The sequence below is a fragment of the Thalassotalea atypica genome (assembly GCF_030295975.1).
GTDB classification, from domain to species: Bacteria; Pseudomonadota; Gammaproteobacteria; order Enterobacterales; family Alteromonadaceae; genus Thalassotalea_F; species Thalassotalea_F atypica.
This window is the reverse complement of record NZ_AP027364.1, coordinates 2,335,726-2,354,132: the sequence shown is the minus strand read 5'-3', so window position 1 is coordinate 2,354,132 and position 18,407 is coordinate 2,335,726. Positions and strand designations below refer to the sequence as shown.

Genomic DNA, 18,407 nt, shown 5'->3' with positions numbered 1-18,407 from the left:
TGTCGGCTTGTTTGTTAAATTTAGGTTATTGCACGGGGGGGGCTGCGTTAACTGGTTGAGGTGTGCTGCTTTTTGTGGGAGTAGTTTGTAATCTTTCTACCTTGTCGAGCAGGGCATTCACACTCATTTCTAATTGATTTAAGCTTGTCGCCACTTCCAATTGGCTTTTGTCGCGCTGCGATGATTTGCTTTCTAAGGTATTGTATTGAGCCGTAAGATCATCAAACTTACCTTTTAGCTGCTGTAACTGATCTAGCTTTTCCGATAAGGCAGAGACATTGAATTCGGCCAGCGTTTGATTTTCTTGTACTTCCTTAATAAAACCAGAAGCAGCTACAAATGATGCTTTATTTTGGCTGTTTAACGTTGCTTGTTTCTTATTCTGAGCAACCAACGCTTTGATTTCTGACTGGTTTTTGCGCCAAGCGGATGCCCAAAGCTTGTCCATTTCCTTCCACAAAGTATCTGTTTTCTGAATAAGGCCTTCAAGCTTTGCTTTTAACGCAACGGTAGATTCGCCCATTTCCTCGCCTGTTGCCGACAGCTGCTTTTCCAATTCAACAATTCGGCGCTCTGAGGACTGTAATAAAGCTTTGTTTTGCAAGTCTTGTTGATAAAACCAATAGCCAGCGCCACCAACAAGCATATAAATCAAGACAGATGTAAACACTAAAAAGCCTGGCGTTTTAGCTTTAACTGGCGTAGATGGAACTGCCTGTTTTGATGGGGTTGCTGCTTTTTGCTTTTTTGTACTTTTATAAGCTTCAACATCATCGTTATCTAGAACGATATTTGGAATGTTGTCTTCAGATCTGTTATTCAATGGGAAACCTGTTTGTTAAACGGTACTTAGTTGACCGTAGTTAGTCATGTAATGGTTAATACAATAAAGCAAAATGCGCTTTTTTTTAAGGTTTTTGTAGGTTTAATTAACGTTTTATAAATTTGAGACAATTTTTGAACAAATTTACAAAAATGGAACATTAAAAAAGGCGCCAACTAATGGGGTGACGCCTTAGAGTTTAGTAGGATTTTAGTAACTGTCGTTATGTATGTTTTGAACTGCGCGTCCAGAGGGATCTGCCATTTTAGTGAAGCTTTCATCCCATGCTAACGCCTGTGGCGTTGAACAGGCAACAGATTTACCACCCGGTACACATTCAGCAGCGCTTGCTAGTGGAAAATGTTCTTCAAAAATACAGCGGTAGAAATAGGCTTCTTTGGTGTCCGGTGTATTAACAGGGAACTTGTACTCTGCACTTGCCAATTGCTGATCGGTCACTTGTGACTCTACATGTGTTTTTAAGCCATCAATCCATGAGTAACCGACACCATCAGAAAACTGTTCTTTTTGGCGCCACAGTATTTCTTCGGGTAAATATCCTTCAAAAGAAGAACGTAAAATGCCTTTCTCTATTTTGCCGTCACCGCACATTTTATCGTTTGGATTGATGCGCATGGCAACATCCATAAAGTTTTTATCTAAAAATGGTACGCGAGCCTCAATGCCCCAAGCTGACATTGATTTATTGGCGCGAAGACAGTCGAACATATGCAATTTGTCTAGTTTACGGTTAAGTTCTTCGTGAAACTCTTGTGCGTTAGGCGCTTTGTGGAAATATAAGTAACCACCAAATATCTCGTCTGCTCCTTCACCTGACAACACCATTTTTATGCCCATAGCTTTAATTTTACGTGCCATTAAGTACATTGGGGTAGAGGCACGAATTGTCGTGACATCGTAGGTTTCAAGGTGATAAATCACTTCTTTTAGTGCGTCTATGCCTTCTTGCTCAGTAAACAGTACGCTGTGATGAATGGTTCCTATGCTATCGGCAACTTTTTGGGCTGCTTCTAAATCAGGAGAGCCTTCCAAACCACATGCAAAGGAATGGACTTTGGGCCACCATGCTTCAGCTAAGTCATTATCTTCAATACGCCTTGCCGCAAATTTTTGCGTGATCGCTGAAATTAATGAAGAATCTAAGCCGCCCGATAACAACACGCCATAAGGCACATCTGTCATTAAGTGACTTTTTACTGATTCTTCGAGTGCCTCTCGAATTTTTGTTTTGCTGGTAAAGTTATCTTTGATGGCATCAAATTTTTGCCAATTGCGGCGATAATATTTCTCTGGTTTTCCAACTCGACTATCTAATACGTAGCCAGGAGGAAATTCCTCAACGGTTTTACATAGCGGCATTAGTGCTTTCATTTCTGACGCGACATAGAAGTTACCATCGGCATCATAACCGGTATAAAGTGGAATTATGCCAATATGATCTCGAGCGATAAGATAACTGTTGTCTTTTTCGTTGTATAAGCAAAATGCAAACATGCCTTGCAATTTGTCGATAAATTGCACGCCATGTTCTTCATATAACGGCAAGATAACTTCGCAATCTGAGCCTGTTTGAAATTCGTAATCTACAGTAAGTGTTTCTGCAAGTGCTTTGTGATTATATATTTCACCATTGACAGCGAGCACGTGAGTTTTGTCTTGATTGTATAGAGGTTGTGCACCATGTTCAGTATCGACAATAGACAGTCGTTCATGAACTAAAATGGCGTTATCATTTTGATAGATACCTGACCAATCAGGTCCGCGGTGGCGTAATAATCGTGAGCATTCAAGTGCTTTTGGGCGTAATGCCTGAGCACCAGTTTTTATGTCTAATATACCAAAGATCGAACACATTGAAGCGCTACTCCTTTAAGTTGTTTTAATACAATCGTGTAATGTAAATTTGAACGCAGATCATTCGTAGTACTGCGGTTCTATCTACGAAGGGATACTTTTAATGGTGGGACTCATGTAAAAGTTGAACGGTTTTCATACCGACCAGTTCACTTTGCCAGCATCATATTAAAAATCAAGGGTAAATTTAGTTTATTTGCTCTAAATGTGTTTTTTTGTGATATTTATCTGTACAAAGGGTGTTTTTTGAGCAGTATCAGGGTGGTTTGTGCGCTGTTGTTTCGTTTGACTAACATTTCTGTGAGTAACCGATAGTACATACTCAATAAGAAGGCCAACTACATATGTCTTAAGTTGGCCTTAACAATGAGTATTATTCTTTGTTTTCGTTAATAAAATAGAATAGACAGTCATGAACAGCAATCGTCGGGTTTGTTGTTGCCATGAATAATCTTAGATCACATTTTGTGAACATTTGGTTGTCAACAATGTCAAAATAATCATCAACGTTACCGTGAGTTTCTGCATCCTCAATGTTGAAATTAGACAAACCAGCATCATCTACCCAACCAATTGAAGTTCCACTAGGTGTTATGCCACGATTAAGTTCTTCAATGTCAGGCCTAAGTGATACGCCATTATCAGGTAATGTGTTGGTATAGTTCAGCTCAGTTGTTTGATTCAGTTTGAACCTAACCGGTTGATGAAATACGTCGAAGTCTTCATCAATTTCATCGACTAGAATATTCTCCTTAGCACAAAACTGACCTAAGCCTCTTAATGCAGTGTCATGTGCTGTTTGCTCTAAAGCTCCACCACATTCGATAGCAACAATAGAACATGAGAAATTCTGCTCCATTAATGCACCAATATTTAAATCAGTAATAATCACGTTATTGCAAAATAATGTGGCGAGTGCCAAATGCTCTTTATCTTCGTGGCAACTTACACAAAACGAAGCACTTTTACCGGAGGTATTATGCAAGTCGACAACGGCTTCTGGTTTAACCTGCCTAATACAGCTGGCAATAAGCTCTGCACGTAGATAGTAGTCAGCCAGACTTTTAATACCAAAACAGCGGTTAATGTCCTTACCACCAGACAAAAAGCGAGTGCTAAAAGCTGGCTCAAACTTGGCTGCCTCGACTGAGCAAACGATAAAGCGAATATTTACGGCAATATCTTTGAATGCTTCTTGCTTTATCCATTGATATAAGGCGATAAAGCCAGAAGGCTCGTTGCCATGTAACAACGTTGTCACCACGCGCCAACGATCGCAGCCTTCTTTTTTGAAGTCTATGATGGTAGGCGCCGTCAAATCACTTAACCACTTGTGATAGGTGTTTGGGATGTCGTTAGCTGTAAGGTTTTGAAAATAACTGAGTTTAGAGAAATTTATAGCCATGGTTGCTCCCATTGTGAAACTGGTAGACCCATTTGACTGTTAGCCAAATATTTTATTACTAAAGATTGAGCAGCTTTGTCTTTAGTTTGTGTTTTACGATAACTTTCCAATGTCCTTTTTTGCCAAATTGCACCGGTTATTTCGTTATTTAATCTTTGCTCGATAATATTTAGGTAGGTATCGACATCACTGTATTCGATTCCTAAGTCAAGCAAGCCTTTTCTGGCAGTTGGTATTAAGTCATTTAGCACTGTTTTGATTGCAACTTCTGTTGGATGATGTTTGTTTTCTAATGGCCAAAGAATTTTGGCGTGAATGCCGTGTTGAGCGGCCCGGTAAAAATTGTATTCAGCAAACCTAAAAGGAATTACATTGAGGTATTGTTCAATGTTGTCGGCTAAGCCGTTTGCCAGTCCAATAGCAAAGGCGGCATTGGCCACCATGTCGATGTTTGTTGGACCAGCCGGAATGGCTCTAAACTCTATTCGCACATGTCCTTTGCCATGATTGCTATATACAGGGCGATGCCATGGCCAAAGTGTGCCCATGTGGGTTGATAGTTCGGTTAACTTTGGTAAATTACCTTCTGCTGGGCTGTCATCTATCGAAGGTAAAATAATTGGGTATAGTGAAACGGCCTCTGCAAAGAGCTCTAGTGGCCCATTTCTTACCCAACCAAACCCAAAATTAACACGCGTGGGTTGCTGCCAACTCGTTTGCTCTCGAAGCCTGATGTCTAAAGATTGTTTGAACAATGCAATTCGAGTTTCATCCCACAGTTCATTACCTAAAAATACCGGTGAATTTGCGGCAATAGCAGCGACCAAAGGGGCCGTTAACTGTGCCGCATTGAAGACGCTACTAAAACGCTCTGGTTTAGTCATTAAATGCACTTGAAAGGAGGTGTTTGCCCCTTCAGCACAAATATCATTAAAGGTGATGGATAAGGGTTCTTTTCCGTTAATGTTTATCTCAAACGCCTTACCGCGCTTTTCATATAGATGGTTTGCTAAATTGTGGTATCGCGGCACATTAGTCATGTGTGCAATATTTAGATGTTCTTGCGTAAGTGTCGGTAAAATACCAATCGGCACAATCTTGACTTTGTGCTTTTTTGCTACCTTTTTTAGTTTTAGTGTTTTGGAATCGATCTCTTGATGCAGTCTAGAAAAAGGCTTACCTATTGTATCAACAGGGGAGAGATTTAATTCTATATTGTATTGATTAAGCTCGGGCTGAAACTGGTTATCATTCAATGATGTTAACAATGCTAGGTTATTCGAGCTGACAAGCCCCTTATCATCTGTAATGTACATTTCTAACTCAGCCCCCATTTTCAATGGTTCATCGCCAAAGCTGGGTGACTCGATAACATCCTTTAATTGATCCAGTTGTAAGTACAGCTTTTCCTGGAACGCTTGATAGTTTTCTTTCGAAAAAGACCAATGTTGTACTGCTGTGCCCATAATAAGACCAAGTTAATTTAAGTAGTGTAGTTACCATGACATGATTTTTTTTAAAGATATTTGATTGAAGTCAAAGTTTATACGGTATCGAATAATTGAGTTTTATCTTGGTATTAAACCTTGATATAGATTGTGTTTTTTGACTGTAGGTGTGTGTAGTAATCGATTAAAATAGCAATGCAATTTGATTTAGTTTTCATAAGTAATGGTTAAAATATTTCATCTGATGTTACTGCTTTTTTGGATGGCAGTAGCTAATTCATTTTTTTTTGACTTCGCCAATGTGACTTCAGAAACCATGGTTAGCGCAGGCGTTCATCGATATAAATTTTTATGGTTTATCGTAGAGCTTGTCTGGTGTTTATTCGGTTATAAGCTTTATCAAAGAATAAAATATATTTATTGGAATAATGGCAAATTCAATTGACTGGTTATAACACTACGTTATTGCTAGTCATTGAAATACTTTGTAATAAATTGATTGTCTCTGACTTAAAAGTAATGCATTTTGTCGGTTTATTGTACTATTGCAAGAAACGTTGCTCTATACTGTTTTACCAACGATTACGATGATAATTAATAGGGAAATACATGAAAAACCTAGCACTAGTATTAATGTTCTGTTGTTCTTTTGCTTTTTCTTCTTCTGCAGCCGATCTGATATTTAAACCAAACGAGCGGCATGCCAATGACATTCAACGAGACAATTCAAGTAAAGGGGCGGAGGTTGTTGGCCTTGCAGGCATTAAACCTGGCATGAAAGTCTTTGATCTATTGGGCGGCGGAGGCTATTACAGTGAAATTATTAGTGATGTAGTTGGCGCTGAAGGTCGTGTTTATTTACATAATAACCAAGCGTATATGCCGTGGATTGAAAAGGAATTGGTAGCGCGCTTAGCAAACAATCGTTTACCCAATGTTCAACGCTTCGATAAAGAGACTGAAGATTTAGGCCTGAAAAAACAAAGCTTTGATGCGATGTTTTATATACTTGGTTACCATGACATTTATCACCAAGTTGAAGGTTGGAAAATTGATAAAGATAGTTTTTTGCCTCAAATAACCTCTGCAATTAAACCCGGTGGTAAATTAGTAATTGTCGATCACTCGGCAAAACCTGGAAGCGGTATTGAATTTTCACAAGAGCTTCATCGAATTGATGTCGAATACGTTAAAAAAGAAGTTGCTAGTTTGGGGTTTAAGCTGGTGGTTGACTCAAACATATTAGCGAATCCGAGAGATGAACGTACTATTTCTCCATTTAAACCAGAAATGCGACGTAAGACAGATCGCTTTGTTCTTATCTTTGAAAAAGGCTAACCTGATCTGGTGCACATGAATAACGCCACGCTAATATGTTGATGTATATAAAGATTCAGTGAGCTAGCGTAGGAATGACTCAAAAATGAAACGATTGGTTGTATTGTCCGGTGCAGGAATGAGCGCTGAAAGTGGTATTAATACATTTAGGGACGCTGACGGCCTGTGGGAAGGGCACGACGTTATGGACGTTGCATCTCCAGAGGGCTGGCACGCCAATTCACAATTAGTACTCGACTTCTATAATCAACGTAGACGCCAACTTATTCAGGTAAAGCCTAACTTAGGTCACCAAGTATTAAAACAACTTGAGCAGCAGTTTGACGTTACTATTATTACTCAGAACGTCGACGATTTACATGAGCGAGCGGGTAGTTCTACTGTCATTCATTTGCATGGCGAACTGTTAAAAGCACAAAGCACGCGAGATTCGAATTTGGTTTACCCTTGGGTTAAAGATATAAAGTGGGGTGATTGCTGTGAATTGGGCGGACAGTTGCGCCCATTTATCGTTTGGTTTGGTGAACAGGTTCCTATGTTAGACTGCGCCATTGAACTTGTTTCACAAGCCGATATCGTAATAATTATTGGTACATCCATGCAAGTGTACCCGGCAGCAAGTTTAGCGGGATTTGCTTCAAAAGATTGCTCTATCTACTACCTTGATCCAAAACCTGCGGTCAATGACGCGGTCGCACAGTTATCAAATTTGACGATAATTAAGCAAACGGCGGTCAAAGGATTGCCTGTGTTAACTAAAAAATTAAGTGATAATTTTAAAGATAACTAGCGCTTTATTGTATTTCTTGTAGGCGCTGTATCTATGACCTAATTCTTCATTGAGCAGACAGGCATCCACCATAGAAAAGCCACTTTTTGAGTAAAAGTCTGATAGCGACTCGTCTGCAAAGCAAAACAACTCACTGGTTGATTCGCTGTTTGTTTTCTTCATATAAAAAACTGAAAATTCAAGGAGTTGGCTTGCAACGCCTAACCCTTGTTGTTGGTTATGCGTAACCAATCCGTGCAGCAATAACTGATGATTGTGAGGTATGAGTTGGCTGATAATTAAGCAACCAATAATGTCATCATCGATAGTTGCAATAAAACAATAGTCGAGTCCTTTAAAACGTGCATTGTAATTCTGCTGTCGATAAAAACGTTTAATTGATGCTTTGTTGTGTTTAGGAGCTAGCGTAAATTTAATGTTCATGTTTGCTCATGTTGACAACACCAACAGGTTTCAAAATTAGCACCGTTAGGCTCCTTACATTTTGGACAAAACCAATCACAATTAGTCTTTTTTACTTCAGCGTCTTGTATGATTTGTTGAGCTTTTATCACCATATCTTCTGCCACCCATAGTTCAATCCAAGCGTCAAATGCTGACAAATCACCGACTGCGCCATTGGCAAATTCATTCTTTGTGATGACATCAATGCCGCTAAGTTGCAGCAAATTTCTGATGTTGCCGACGAGCATTGAACTTTCATTACTGTATACCAGTTTCATGTCATAGATCTCAACTAGGCTAAATGAAAGTAGAGAGGGTATTGTTCATGTTCATTTCAATGTCAACTAAGGTAACTGATAAAGCTACCTTAGCTGCTTACGCAAATTATACGCGTAGGGCTTTTTCACCTCTTGCAATACCAACACAACCAGAGCGCACTGCTTCAATAATCTCGGTTTCATTCGACATCGCTTCAATAAAGGCATTGAGCTTGTCGGCATCACCTGTTAATTGTACCGTATAAACTTGTTTACCTATGTCAATAATTGAACCTCTGAAAATATCAGTAATGCGCTTAACTTCCGTACGTGATTTGTCATTCATCGCTAATAACTTGATCAACAATAATTCTCGTTCTACGTGTTTACGCTCTGTAATGTCTGATATTTTGATCACATCAATTAGTTTGTTTACCTGCTTAACGATTTGCTCCAGCACTTTGTCGTCACCAACTGTAGCAATGGTGATACGAGATAAACTGGCATCTTCTGTAGGTGCTACTGTTAAACTCTCAATGTTAAAAGCACGTTGAGAAAACAGGCCTACAATACGTGATAAGCTGCCCGGTTCATTTTCTAATAATATCGCTAAAATACGGCGCATTATGCTTTCACTCCTTTTTTGATCCACATTTCATCAACCGCACCATGGCGAATTTGCATCGGATAAACGTGTTCTTTTTCGTCAACTAAAATGTCGACGAACACTAATTTATTCTTGATAGCAAAGGCTTCGTTTAATTTCTCATCTAGCTCGTCTTTGTGATTGATCTGAATACCTACATGGCCATAGCTTTCAGCCAGTTTAACAAAGTCAGGTAAGGACTCCATGTATGAGGAAGAGTGACGGCCACCGTAGATCATGTCTTGCCACTGTCGTACCATGCCTAGCGAGCGATTATTCAACGATACAATGACCACAGGTAAGTTGTATTGTAGACATGTCGATAACTCTTGGATGTTCATTTGAATTGAACCATCACCGGTAATACAAATAACATGGCTATCAGGAAATGCCAATTTCACCCCCATGGCTGCCGGCAAACCAAAGCCCATGGTGCCTAAGCCACCTGAGTTTATCCATTGTCTTGGTTTGGCAAACGGGTAGTATTGTGCAGCAAACATTTGGTGTTGGCCAACATCTGAGCAAACATAGGCTTCACCGTTGGTGATCTGGTACATGGTTTCAACTACTTGTTGTGGCTTGATTTTTTCACCGTCAGTTTGATAGCTGTTGCTTTTAACCGCGCGCCACTCGTTAATTTTAGCCCACCAGTGGTCTAATGCGGTTTGGTTTGGTTCGAACTCACTGCTATCAAGCTCGTCAATAAGTTGTCTCATCACCTTATCGACTAGGCCAACAACAGGGACATGAGCATTAATTGTTTTTGAAATGGATGTCGGGTCTATGTCAACGTGAATGATGGTGGCATCTGGACAGAACTTTTTAACGTTATTTGTCACTCGATCATCAAATCGTGCACCAAGTGCTAAAATAACATCGGCATTTGCCATGGCTTTGTTAGCCTCTAAGCTGCCATGCATGCCTAACATACCAATGAAGTTTTTATGTGTGCCCGAAATACCGCCTAATCCCATTAAGGTGTTAGTGATTGGTGCATTCAGTTTTTCAACTAACTCGGTTAGTAATTCAGACGCATCGGCTAAGATAATGCCGCCTCCGGTATAAACTACGAGCTGTTTTGCTTCCTTAATTGTTTTGACCGCTTTTCTGATCTGTTTTGGGTGCCCTTTAGCTGAAGGGTTGTAAGAGCGCATTTTAACATTGGTGTCTATGCTAAATTTAGCAGTATTTTCAGGGATTAGAATATCTTTAGGTAACTCGATAACGACAGGACCAGGTCGGCCGGTTTTGGCGATATAAAACGCTTTAGCTATTACGTTAGGGATATCTTCAACTCGTCGGCAATTAAAGCTGTGTTTAACTATTGGGCGTGAACATCCGACAATATCCGTTTCCTGAAATGCATCGTCGCCGATTAAACTAGTTGCAACTTGCCCAGACAAAACCACCATCGGAATAGAATCCATGTAGGCCGTGGCAATCCCCGTTACACAGTTAGTGGCACCAGGACCAGAGGTCGCGAGTACAACACCGACTTCGCCTGTAGCTCTTGTGTAACCATCTGCCATATGTGTAGCAGCCTGCTCGTGGCGAACGAGAATATGTTCGACACTGTCTTGTTGAAATATGGCATCGTATATATCCAATACAGATCCACCTGGATAGCCGAAGATGTATTTAACCTCTAGCGCAGCTAAGGCTTTTACCACCATTTGTGCCCCAGTAAATAATTCCGTGGTCATGTGTATACCCTTTATTTGAGTCCAGAAAATAAAAAACCCCCGGTCTAATTGAGCGGGGGTTTAGTGTTTAATCGTTTAATCTAAGTCAACATAAACAGCCCCGCAGTGACTTTACAATCACTACGACTACGAGGACTACGTTGAGAGCTGACTTAGTAAACATGAATTCTTTATTTTAAAAATAACTTATGTCACATTTTTAAGGGGTTTGACTTACTATGTCAACCAATATTTACGAATAAATGGATTTTACAAGCATAGTGAAATTTCGTGATGTTTGACTTTAAGAAAATTAATCAGATTTTGAATTGAATTTGATTTGATATCAAAACCGTTAAGATTTGTAAAAGGCACTATGTTCTTGCGACGAAATAAAATATAGTGAACCTAATTTAATAACTCATTAACATACTTAAGATATTGTTATTCTAAATAAAACTAATATTTGTATTGAAGTCGATTACCAAGGTAAGTGAAATGTACATAGGTTATTGACGGTCTTAATATAAATCACTGGACTCAGGAACGTGGATATGAAAAAAATTAAACTAGTGACCTTAATTGCGTTGTTTACATTCGTGGTTAGTTGTACTACAACCCATCAAGCAAAAGTAGACTTTGATCGCAATGAAAATGTTCAAACAGCAGAGTATAAAACCTTTGCTTGGCTTAAAGACACTAAAATACTAGCGGCACCTGTTGATATGAATCCGGTGATGAAAGCGAGAATTGATGATGCCATTGAAACGGCATTTATAAATAAGGGTTATAGCTTAGTGGCTAATGCTGAAAATGCTGATTTTACTATTTCATACACTTTGGGCAATCGCGATAAGATAAAAGTGGATTCATTTCCCACTACCTATCGCGCCGGTTTTGGTTGGGGTAGAGGATATTATGGCAACATTGGTGTTGGCCATGAAACGCATGTACGTAGTTACTCGGAAGGTAAATTGGCTATTGATGTTTTCGATGTAAAAACCAAAGCGCCTGTGTGGCATGGATGGGCAGTTAAGCGTATTAGCTCTAAAAATAAAGAAAATCCAGGTCGCTCGATTCAACCTGTAGTTGAGCAGGTAGTTAGCCAATTTAATTAAAGTAATTTAGCGATCAAGAAAAAGCACGATTATATCGTGCTTTTTTTTAACCAAATTTATTGATTTTCTATTATTTATATAAATTTCAACGGTTTCTTAGCATAATTCATAAGCTTATATTAGACTTGAACATAGAAGTTGAGCAGAAATAGTGAGCACGGATGAGTAAATTTATATTCAAAGATGAACCAACAGATTCAGGACGTCAACCAGCCAAAAAAGTAGTGAAATACTGGCGGATATTGATCATCGATGATGATGAGTCTGTGCATCAAGTCACTAAACTTGTACTGGCTGACTCTGAAATCGAAGGCCGCAAACTTAAACTTGTTTCCGTGTATTCTAAAAAAGAAGCGATAGAGTTACTTTCAGAGGACCAGGACTTTTGCATGGCGTTTGTTGATGTAGTCATGGAAACCGATCATGCAGGATTAGAGTTGGTCGAGTGGATTAGACAAGAACTCAAAAATCAATCTATTCGATTGGTTTTACGTACAGGTCAAGCAGGCACAGCGCCTGAAGCTAAAGTTATTAAAGAGTTTGATATAAATGACTACAAAGAAAAAACAGATTTTACTTCTGGGAAAATGGTAACAACGGTATATGCGGGCATTCGTGCCTACCGCGATATTATGACTATACAACGTAGTTTAGATGCTTTCAAAAGGCTGATTAATGCCACTCACAATTTATTGCAAGTGAATCAACTTAAACAATTTGGCTCTGCTGCTTTAAATCATTTACTTACCTTGATGGATATTGACAGCTCTGCATTGTATATCGCTAGAAATCAGATCGATTTTAATCAAGAGACTAGCAACATGATTATTGCATGCACGGGTAAGTATGTTTCTGAATCCAATTGTTTAGAAAGCTCTCAAATAGATAATGATGTTAAAAAATTGATCTCCAAAACATTTGAGCGAAAGAGTCATTATTCTGATGAAGGGTGTTTTATTGGCTATTATGAAACAGCTACCAATGCCAGCTCTGTACTTTATATTGAATTTGAAGATGATAATGAGAATTTTAGAACCAATCTAGCTGAGCTCTATGCAACTAATGTAGCACTCATACTTGAAGGTTTGTCTAATAAAAACGAAATAGAGCGTACACAAAAAGAGTTAATAAACATCGTAAGTGAGGCTGTTGAAGCGCGAGGCAAAGAAAATAGCGCTCACGTTCAACGAGTTGCATCAATTTGTGAAATATTCGGTAATAAACTTGAGTTATCTCAACCATTTATTGATGCGTTAAAGTTGGCCGCGCCATTACATGATATTGGGAAAATAGCAATCCCAGAGCATATTTTGCAAAAATCAGGAGAATTAAACGCCGAGGAGTGGCAAATCATGCAAACTCATGCAGAGTCCGGAGCTCATTTACTTTCTAAGTCTACTGCAAGTATTTCAAAGTTAGGTGCAAGATTGGCACATTATCATCATGAAAATTGGGACGGCTCAGGTTACCCTGAAGGTCTTTGTGGGGAAGAAATACCTCTAGAGGCTCGTATTATGGCTATTGCCGACGTTTTTGACACCTTAGGCTCTAAACGGTGCTATCAAGAAATATGGCAAGACGATAATATCAAAGAGTTTATTGCTTCACAGCGCGGTAAGAAATTTGAACCGCGTTTGGTTGATATATTTATTGAGCATTATCATGAGTTTATTAATATACGTGCATTGATGCCCGACGACTAAGCCTTGTAAAAGATTACAATAGGCTTAGTCTTTTCACTTATAAACGAGTTACAGTTTTGCAATCGTGTCCCATTCTCGTATTGCTTCAGTTTGGCCGTTTTTTGCCTTTATATATAGGTTTAACAGTTTGATTTCGTTGCTGCATTTGCTTTCTATTGGGATTGCTAACACCTCAATTAAATTAATGCCTTGCCGATTAAGCGAGGCTTTAAATGCACCGTTGAATTCATCTACTGATGTGACCGTTTCTGAATGGCCTTGATAGGCTTTAATAATATGATGTGCATCGAAATGTTTATCATTACAGTGGTAAATTTCTGAATCCCCGCTTTTCCCTAAGTGAAAAACATTATTTCTCATGTAAATGATGGTGACGTCTGTTCCATCTTTTAAGAAATGAATTAGTTCGTTTAGTTGAAAATGAAAGCCACCATCGCCAGTAATGACAACGGCTCGACAATTCAGTTGCGAATGCTTAATTTCCTGAGCGACAACACGTGCATAGGGGAGTGAGGTCCCCATTGCTCCGTACCAAGGGTTAGTCAGCCAGCTTCTATTTAACTCACTTTTTCGCGTTTTCAGGCTGTAGCTAGCAAAATAGGAATTACCAATTTCTGGTAGATAAATATATGATTTATCATCCAGTTTTTGAAGCTCATTGAGCGTTTGAGCTAAGTTGTTAAAATCAATGTTTTCTGATAACGCAATATGAGTTTTAGTCGATATCGGCGTGAATTCAAAACATTTTTGATGATGTGTAATGAGGCCTTCCATTATTTCGATAACGTCAGACTCAAGCGGCTCTGCGCCTTTTAGCGAAGTTTTATTGGCAAAATTTTCAATTTTGTGTGTCCCGGTCGCAAACGCGGTGTTTGAGTCTTGAGAGTATAGGCTATTGGCGATATCGAGTAAGTAATCCATCTTAGTTTCGATGTACTGTCGCACATCTACGGGACTAAAAATACCATTGTAAGATCCTAGACAGAGTGGGTCATATTCATCAAACAAGCCCTTTGCAAACCATGATGTTGCATACGGTATATTGAATCTATGTGACAGCTCTAAAACTAATTGTTTGAGCTTTGTGTTGTGTTTTAGCCTGTCTCCTATATACAGAACAGGATGCTCACATTCGTTTAATTTTGTTAATACATTATCAAGAATCGCTGGATAGCCAGATATAACACTTTGTCCGCAACAAGTCTGCTCTGGTGATGGTGGTAGCTCAATGGGCTGTGTTTTTCTAGATAGTTGATCTCGAGGGATTTCAATAAATATAGGTTGTTTAGTTTGATAGGCCTCTTTGACAAGCTGATAAAATTGTCTCCCTGCGATATTGGGGTAGCCTTCTGTCCGATCTCCTTGTAAGCGCTCAACCTTCATGCCTAAACCAGAAAAAGCATTTAAGGCATTATCATAATTGGCCTTCCAAGAATTGTTCGGATGAACCGTATGGTGAATGGCAATATCGCCGATTTCAGATTCAGCTGGCGCGCCAGATATAAAAATAACTGGCAGGCTCTCTGTTATGGCCAATGCTGCTGCTGAAGTACAAGGCAAGCTACCCACTGTGTATGTCGTTAAGCAAAAGCCTATGCCATTCATTTCCGCTTGAGCACAAGCAGAAAATCCGGCATGCATCTCATTACTCGAAGGGTAAATATTAAGATCAGTATCAAGTGCGGCTATGATGTTAGCAGCAAAATCACCACCTACACCATATAGCTTTTCTTCGCCAAAAAACTTTATCACTTGAACCATTACTTCACCAAGGGTAGGGAGTGCTTCATTATAGCTACTGCCTAAGTTCATCTCATACGAATGCGTCACGCGTAAGTTACCTGCCAAAATATTTGATGCGGATAAAATATATTGTTCTCATCAAAATAATATGATCAGGATCATATTTGTTTAGACTAGTTCAATGATGGTGTACCGCGACTTGTCAATAAATCTTGCCTTGTGTTGTAAAGCAGCAATGATTGGTTCAACTTCCTTTAGGTTACTTGAGGGCAAAGTAGATGATTTTAGTGCAGTAAAAACTTTAGGATATACGGAAGTTAGAGTTTAGGTGTGTCCACCGATTTTAGCTAACTAAGCATCGGTGGATAGGAATTGAGTAGATAATGGCTATTGAAATTAGTGGTCGCTATTGGCGAGTTTATCAACGCTAACAAAGCAGTGCTCTTTAAAGACATCCATAAAGTAGCTGACCTCCGGCATTGTATTAACGTATTCTGCTAACATTTGCTCTAGGCGCTTTTTAACGTGGCTAAACTCTTGATTACCAAAATTAAGTTCATCACACGCTTTCAAGTAAGCTGAAATTAAGTCAGCAGCCTTAACTATTTTCTTGTATTCAGGTTCGACACAAGACTGAACCAGTAATGGTTTGAATTGCTCTTGTAGCTCTTTGGGTAAGCTGTCTAAACATTCTAGTTCGGCTATCTCTTCTAATTTCTTAAACTCTTTTGTTAGATCAGCATTATGGTACTTAGTGACATGGTTAATGTCTTGAAGCTTAGTTTCCGATACCTCGTGATACAGGGCTATTGTGGCGGCGCGCTCTGCACTTAAGTTGCCGTCAAAGTAATTGTTCTTAATAACTGTTAGAAGGTGAGCTATGACCGCAACCTGATGTGAGTGTTCTGCAATATTTTCCTTTTTAATCGAATGCATTAATGCCCAACGTTTAATTAAGGGCATTCTTAAGATCCAGGCTAAAAACGTACTACGAGGTAATTTCATTTTGTTTCCTAACTACTGACTGTAGGTACTAAAGAATACTTTGAGCTTTTCTAATGCAGGCTTTAGCTCATCTACATGAGGTAAAAATACTAACCTAAAGTAATGGTGTTCATTGATATTGAAGGCACGGCCATGAACCAACAGGATTTTTTCTTGCTTCAGCAAGTCAAGCACCATTTGTTCGTCATTTTTGATGTTAAACTTTTTCTGATCAACTTTGACAAATAGGTATAACGCGCCCATAGCTGGCTCACATGACAGTCCGTCAATATCGTTAATCATTTGATGAGCCATATTTCGTTGCTTGACTAAACGACCTTCGCCATGAATTAGTTCATTAATACTTTGATAGCCGCCTAATGCTGTTTGAATTGCGTGTTGGCAGGGAACGTTGGCGCACAACCTCATGGAAGAAAGCATATTTAAGCCTTCCATGTAGTCTTCTGCTCTTAGTTTGGGCCCAGAAATGACCATCCAACCCGCTCGAAATCCGGCAATACGGTAGTTCTTTGATAATCCGCCCATCGTGATAATTAACACATCTTCCGCTAAACGTGCCGTAGGGATGTGAACGGCCTCATCATATAAAATTTTGTCGTAAATTTCGTCACTAAAGACGATTAGGTTGTGCTTTCTTGCTAGATCTAAAATACCAAGCAATACCTCTTCCGTATAAACAGCACCAGTAGGGTTATTGGGGTTGATCAGTACAATAGCGCGGGTTTTATCAGTGATTTTACTAGTGATATCCTCTAAATTAGGAAACCAGTGGTTTTCTTCTTCACAACGATAGTGAACCGGCTTGCCCCCAGAAAGCGCAACTGATGCGGTCCAAAGCGGATAATCTGGCGCTGGAATAAGCACTTCATCGTCATCTTCTAATAGGCCTTGCATTGCCATCACGATAAGCTCGCTTACGCCATTACCGATATAAATATCATCAACGGAAACACCTAATATTCCTTGTTGCTGAAAATATTGCATCACCGCAACACGGGCAGAGTATATGCCTTTAGATTCACTGTATCCCTGAGAGCTAGGTAGGTTGTGAATAACATCTTTTAAAATATCGTCAGGTGCTTCAAAACCAAAAGGGGCAGGGTTGCCAATATTTAGCTTTAGAATTTTATGCCCCTCATCTTCTAACCTGCGTGCTTCGGCGGCAATTTGCCCTCGAATCTCGTAGCACACATTTTTTAATTTAGAAGATTTTTTAACCGAATTCATTTTATAGACCCTTTGGAAAAGTGTTAATTTAGAAGTAAGCTAGTTATATTAGGCATTGTGCCAGTATTTACCGTGATTGAAACAGTTACTTGCAAGTTTTTTATAGCTATTTTCTCAATCGAGATTAATCTAGTTATTGATAGAGGCTAAAAATGGGCAATTGGTCATCGAATAAGGAATAAATTATGGCATTACCTTTGTTATGGCTTGGTGCAGCGGCGGTTTCAGCGATCGCAGCTAAGACGTTAGCGGACGACAGAAAAGAACAGCAACGACAACGTGGTTTCTCCTACAAACCAACGAAGCTATCTGAATTGCCGGAGCATGACTCTTCTGTCGCTATTTACCCTACCGACGTATTCAAAACCTATCAAAAAACAAAACCTGTATTTGGCTCATTGGTGTGTTGTGGAATTGGTGGGCTATTGGACCACTCTGGTATATGGGTGGGTGAAGACACCATTGTTGAACTTGACGGCAATGGCTTAATTAAACCTTTATCGAGTGAACGTTTTACCCATGAGCGCTCGGGGAAAAATATGTTTATTGCTTGCGACTCAACAGGGGAACCGCTTTCTTTGGAGCTCGCCGGACAACGAGCAATTAAGCAAATATACCAATACCGTGACTACCATTTGTTAGAAAATAATTGTCATCAGTTTATTTGGCAATGTTTTCAACCTAACGATAAACCGTTGACTACCTTCAAGGAGCTTAATCAACGGTTAGCGAGTTTCTTAGATCGAAAAATCTATTGGGATATATGTGATTTAAATTAGCCCAGGCGTGTCATTCACTGTGCATTAGCTCGAGTACAGGCTGGATCTAAGACTGTACTTTTTCAAGGCAGTCTTTAAACTAAAGTTCATTTCACCTAATTCCTTTGCTCAATTGAAAACTTTA

At 39.4% G+C, this 18,407-nt stretch carries 16 protein-coding genes; 5 read left to right on the top strand and 11 right to left on the bottom strand.

Going from position 1 to position 18,407, the window contains the following annotated elements; translation table 11 throughout:
• Positions 1–25: 25 nt before the first annotated feature.
• From QUE03_RS10870 to QUE03_RS10855, 4 genes are all read right to left on the bottom strand, one after another.
• A complete protein-coding gene (locus QUE03_RS10870; RefSeq protein WP_286261305.1) occupies positions 26–823 on the bottom strand; it encodes a coiled-coil domain-containing protein in 798 nt (265 codons plus the stop codon).
• A gap of 210 nt (positions 824–1,033) precedes the next feature.
• Positions 1,034–2,698, bottom strand: coding sequence for an asparagine synthase B (gene asnB, locus QUE03_RS10865; RefSeq protein ID WP_286261304.1), 1,665 nt, complete (start codon positions 2,696–2,698; stop codon positions 1,034–1,036).
• Between the two features lie 373 nt (positions 2,699–3,071).
• Positions 3,072–4,103 (bottom strand): M14 family metallopeptidase, encoded by a 1,032-nt coding sequence (locus tag QUE03_RS10860; RefSeq protein WP_286261302.1) that lies wholly within the window; start codon positions 4,101–4,103, stop codon positions 3,072–3,074.
• Positions 4,094–5,569, bottom strand: a complete 1,476-nt coding sequence (locus QUE03_RS10855; protein WP_286261300.1) for a glutamate-cysteine ligase family protein — start codon at positions 5,567–5,569, stop codon at positions 4,094–4,096. The genes QUE03_RS10860 and QUE03_RS10855 overlap by 10 nt, the downstream gene beginning before the upstream one ends.
• A 591-nt stretch (positions 5,570–6,160) precedes the next feature.
• On the opposite strand from QUE03_RS10855, the gene QUE03_RS10850 reads away from it, so the two are divergent.
• Both QUE03_RS10850 and QUE03_RS10845 read left to right on the top strand, forming a co-directional pair.
• Positions 6,161–6,889 (top strand): class I SAM-dependent methyltransferase, encoded by a 729-nt coding sequence (locus tag QUE03_RS10850; RefSeq protein WP_286261298.1) that lies wholly within the window; start codon positions 6,161–6,163, stop codon positions 6,887–6,889.
• A gap of 85 nt (positions 6,890–6,974) precedes the next feature.
• Positions 6,975–7,679, top strand: coding sequence for an SIR2 family NAD-dependent protein deacylase (locus tag QUE03_RS10845; protein WP_286261296.1), 705 nt, complete (start codon positions 6,975–6,977; stop codon positions 7,677–7,679).
• On the opposite strand, the gene QUE03_RS10840 is transcribed toward QUE03_RS10845, so the two are convergent.
• From QUE03_RS10840 to QUE03_RS10825, 4 genes are all read right to left on the bottom strand, one after another.
• On the bottom strand, positions 7,653–8,102 hold the full coding sequence (locus QUE03_RS10840; protein WP_286261294.1) for a GNAT family N-acetyltransferase: 450 nt from the start codon (positions 8,100–8,102) through the stop codon (positions 7,653–7,655). The two genes, QUE03_RS10845 and QUE03_RS10840, sit on opposite strands and share 27 nt — an antisense overlap.
• Complete coding sequence (locus QUE03_RS10835; protein WP_286261292.1) at positions 8,099–8,401, bottom strand: putative signal transducing protein; 303 nt, start codon at positions 8,399–8,401, stop codon at positions 8,099–8,101. Before QUE03_RS10835 ends, QUE03_RS10840 begins: the two co-directional genes overlap by 4 nt.
• 106 nt (positions 8,402–8,507) lie before the next feature.
• Positions 8,508–9,005, bottom strand: a complete 498-nt coding sequence (gene ilvN, locus QUE03_RS10830; RefSeq protein ID WP_286261290.1) for an acetolactate synthase small subunit — start codon at positions 9,003–9,005, stop codon at positions 8,508–8,510.
• Positions 9,005–10,729 (bottom strand): acetolactate synthase 3 large subunit, encoded by a 1,725-nt coding sequence (locus tag QUE03_RS10825; protein ID WP_286261288.1) that lies wholly within the window; start codon positions 10,727–10,729, stop codon positions 9,005–9,007. Before QUE03_RS10825 ends, ilvN begins: the two co-directional genes overlap by 1 nt.
• Before the next feature lie 533 nt (positions 10,730–11,262).
• On the opposite strand from QUE03_RS10825, the gene QUE03_RS10820 reads away from it, so the two are divergent.
• Positions 11,263–11,826 (top strand): DUF4136 domain-containing protein, encoded by a 564-nt coding sequence (locus tag QUE03_RS10820; RefSeq protein WP_286261286.1) that lies wholly within the window; start codon positions 11,263–11,265, stop codon positions 11,824–11,826.
• Positions 11,827–11,987: 161 nt separating this feature from the next.
• Positions 11,988–13,529 carry a response regulator gene (locus QUE03_RS10815; protein WP_286261284.1) on the top strand — a complete coding sequence of 514 codons (1,542 nt, stop codon included), beginning with the start codon at positions 11,988–11,990 and terminating at the stop codon, positions 13,527–13,529.
• A 48-nt stretch (positions 13,530–13,577) separates the two neighbouring features.
• Here QUE03_RS10815 and QUE03_RS10810 read toward each other — a convergent pair whose 3' ends face one another.
• From QUE03_RS10810 to QUE03_RS10800, 3 genes are all read right to left on the bottom strand, one after another.
• Positions 13,578–15,359: a thiamine pyrophosphate-dependent enzyme gene (locus QUE03_RS10810; protein ID WP_286261282.1), complete on the bottom strand. Its 1,782-nt coding sequence runs from the start codon at positions 15,357–15,359 to the stop codon at positions 13,578–13,580.
• Between the two features lie 309 nt (positions 15,360–15,668).
• Positions 15,669–16,277, bottom strand: coding sequence for a 5'-deoxynucleotidase (gene yfbR, locus QUE03_RS10805; protein ID WP_286261280.1), 609 nt, complete (start codon positions 16,275–16,277; stop codon positions 15,669–15,671).
• A gap of 12 nt (positions 16,278–16,289) precedes the next feature.
• Positions 16,290–17,504 carry a pyridoxal phosphate-dependent aminotransferase gene (locus tag QUE03_RS10800; protein ID WP_286261277.1) on the bottom strand — a complete coding sequence of 405 codons (1,215 nt, stop codon included), beginning with the start codon at positions 17,502–17,504 and terminating at the stop codon, positions 16,290–16,292.
• Positions 17,505–17,689: 185 nt separating this feature from the next.
• Here QUE03_RS10800 and QUE03_RS10795 point away from each other — a divergent pair, with 185 nt between their 5' ends.
• The gene (locus QUE03_RS10795) at positions 17,690–18,283 is read left to right on the top strand and encodes a hypothetical protein (RefSeq protein WP_286261274.1); all 594 of its coding nucleotides are present in this window, start codon (positions 17,690–17,692) and stop codon (positions 18,281–18,283) included.
• Positions 18,284–18,407 lie beyond the last annotated feature (124 nt).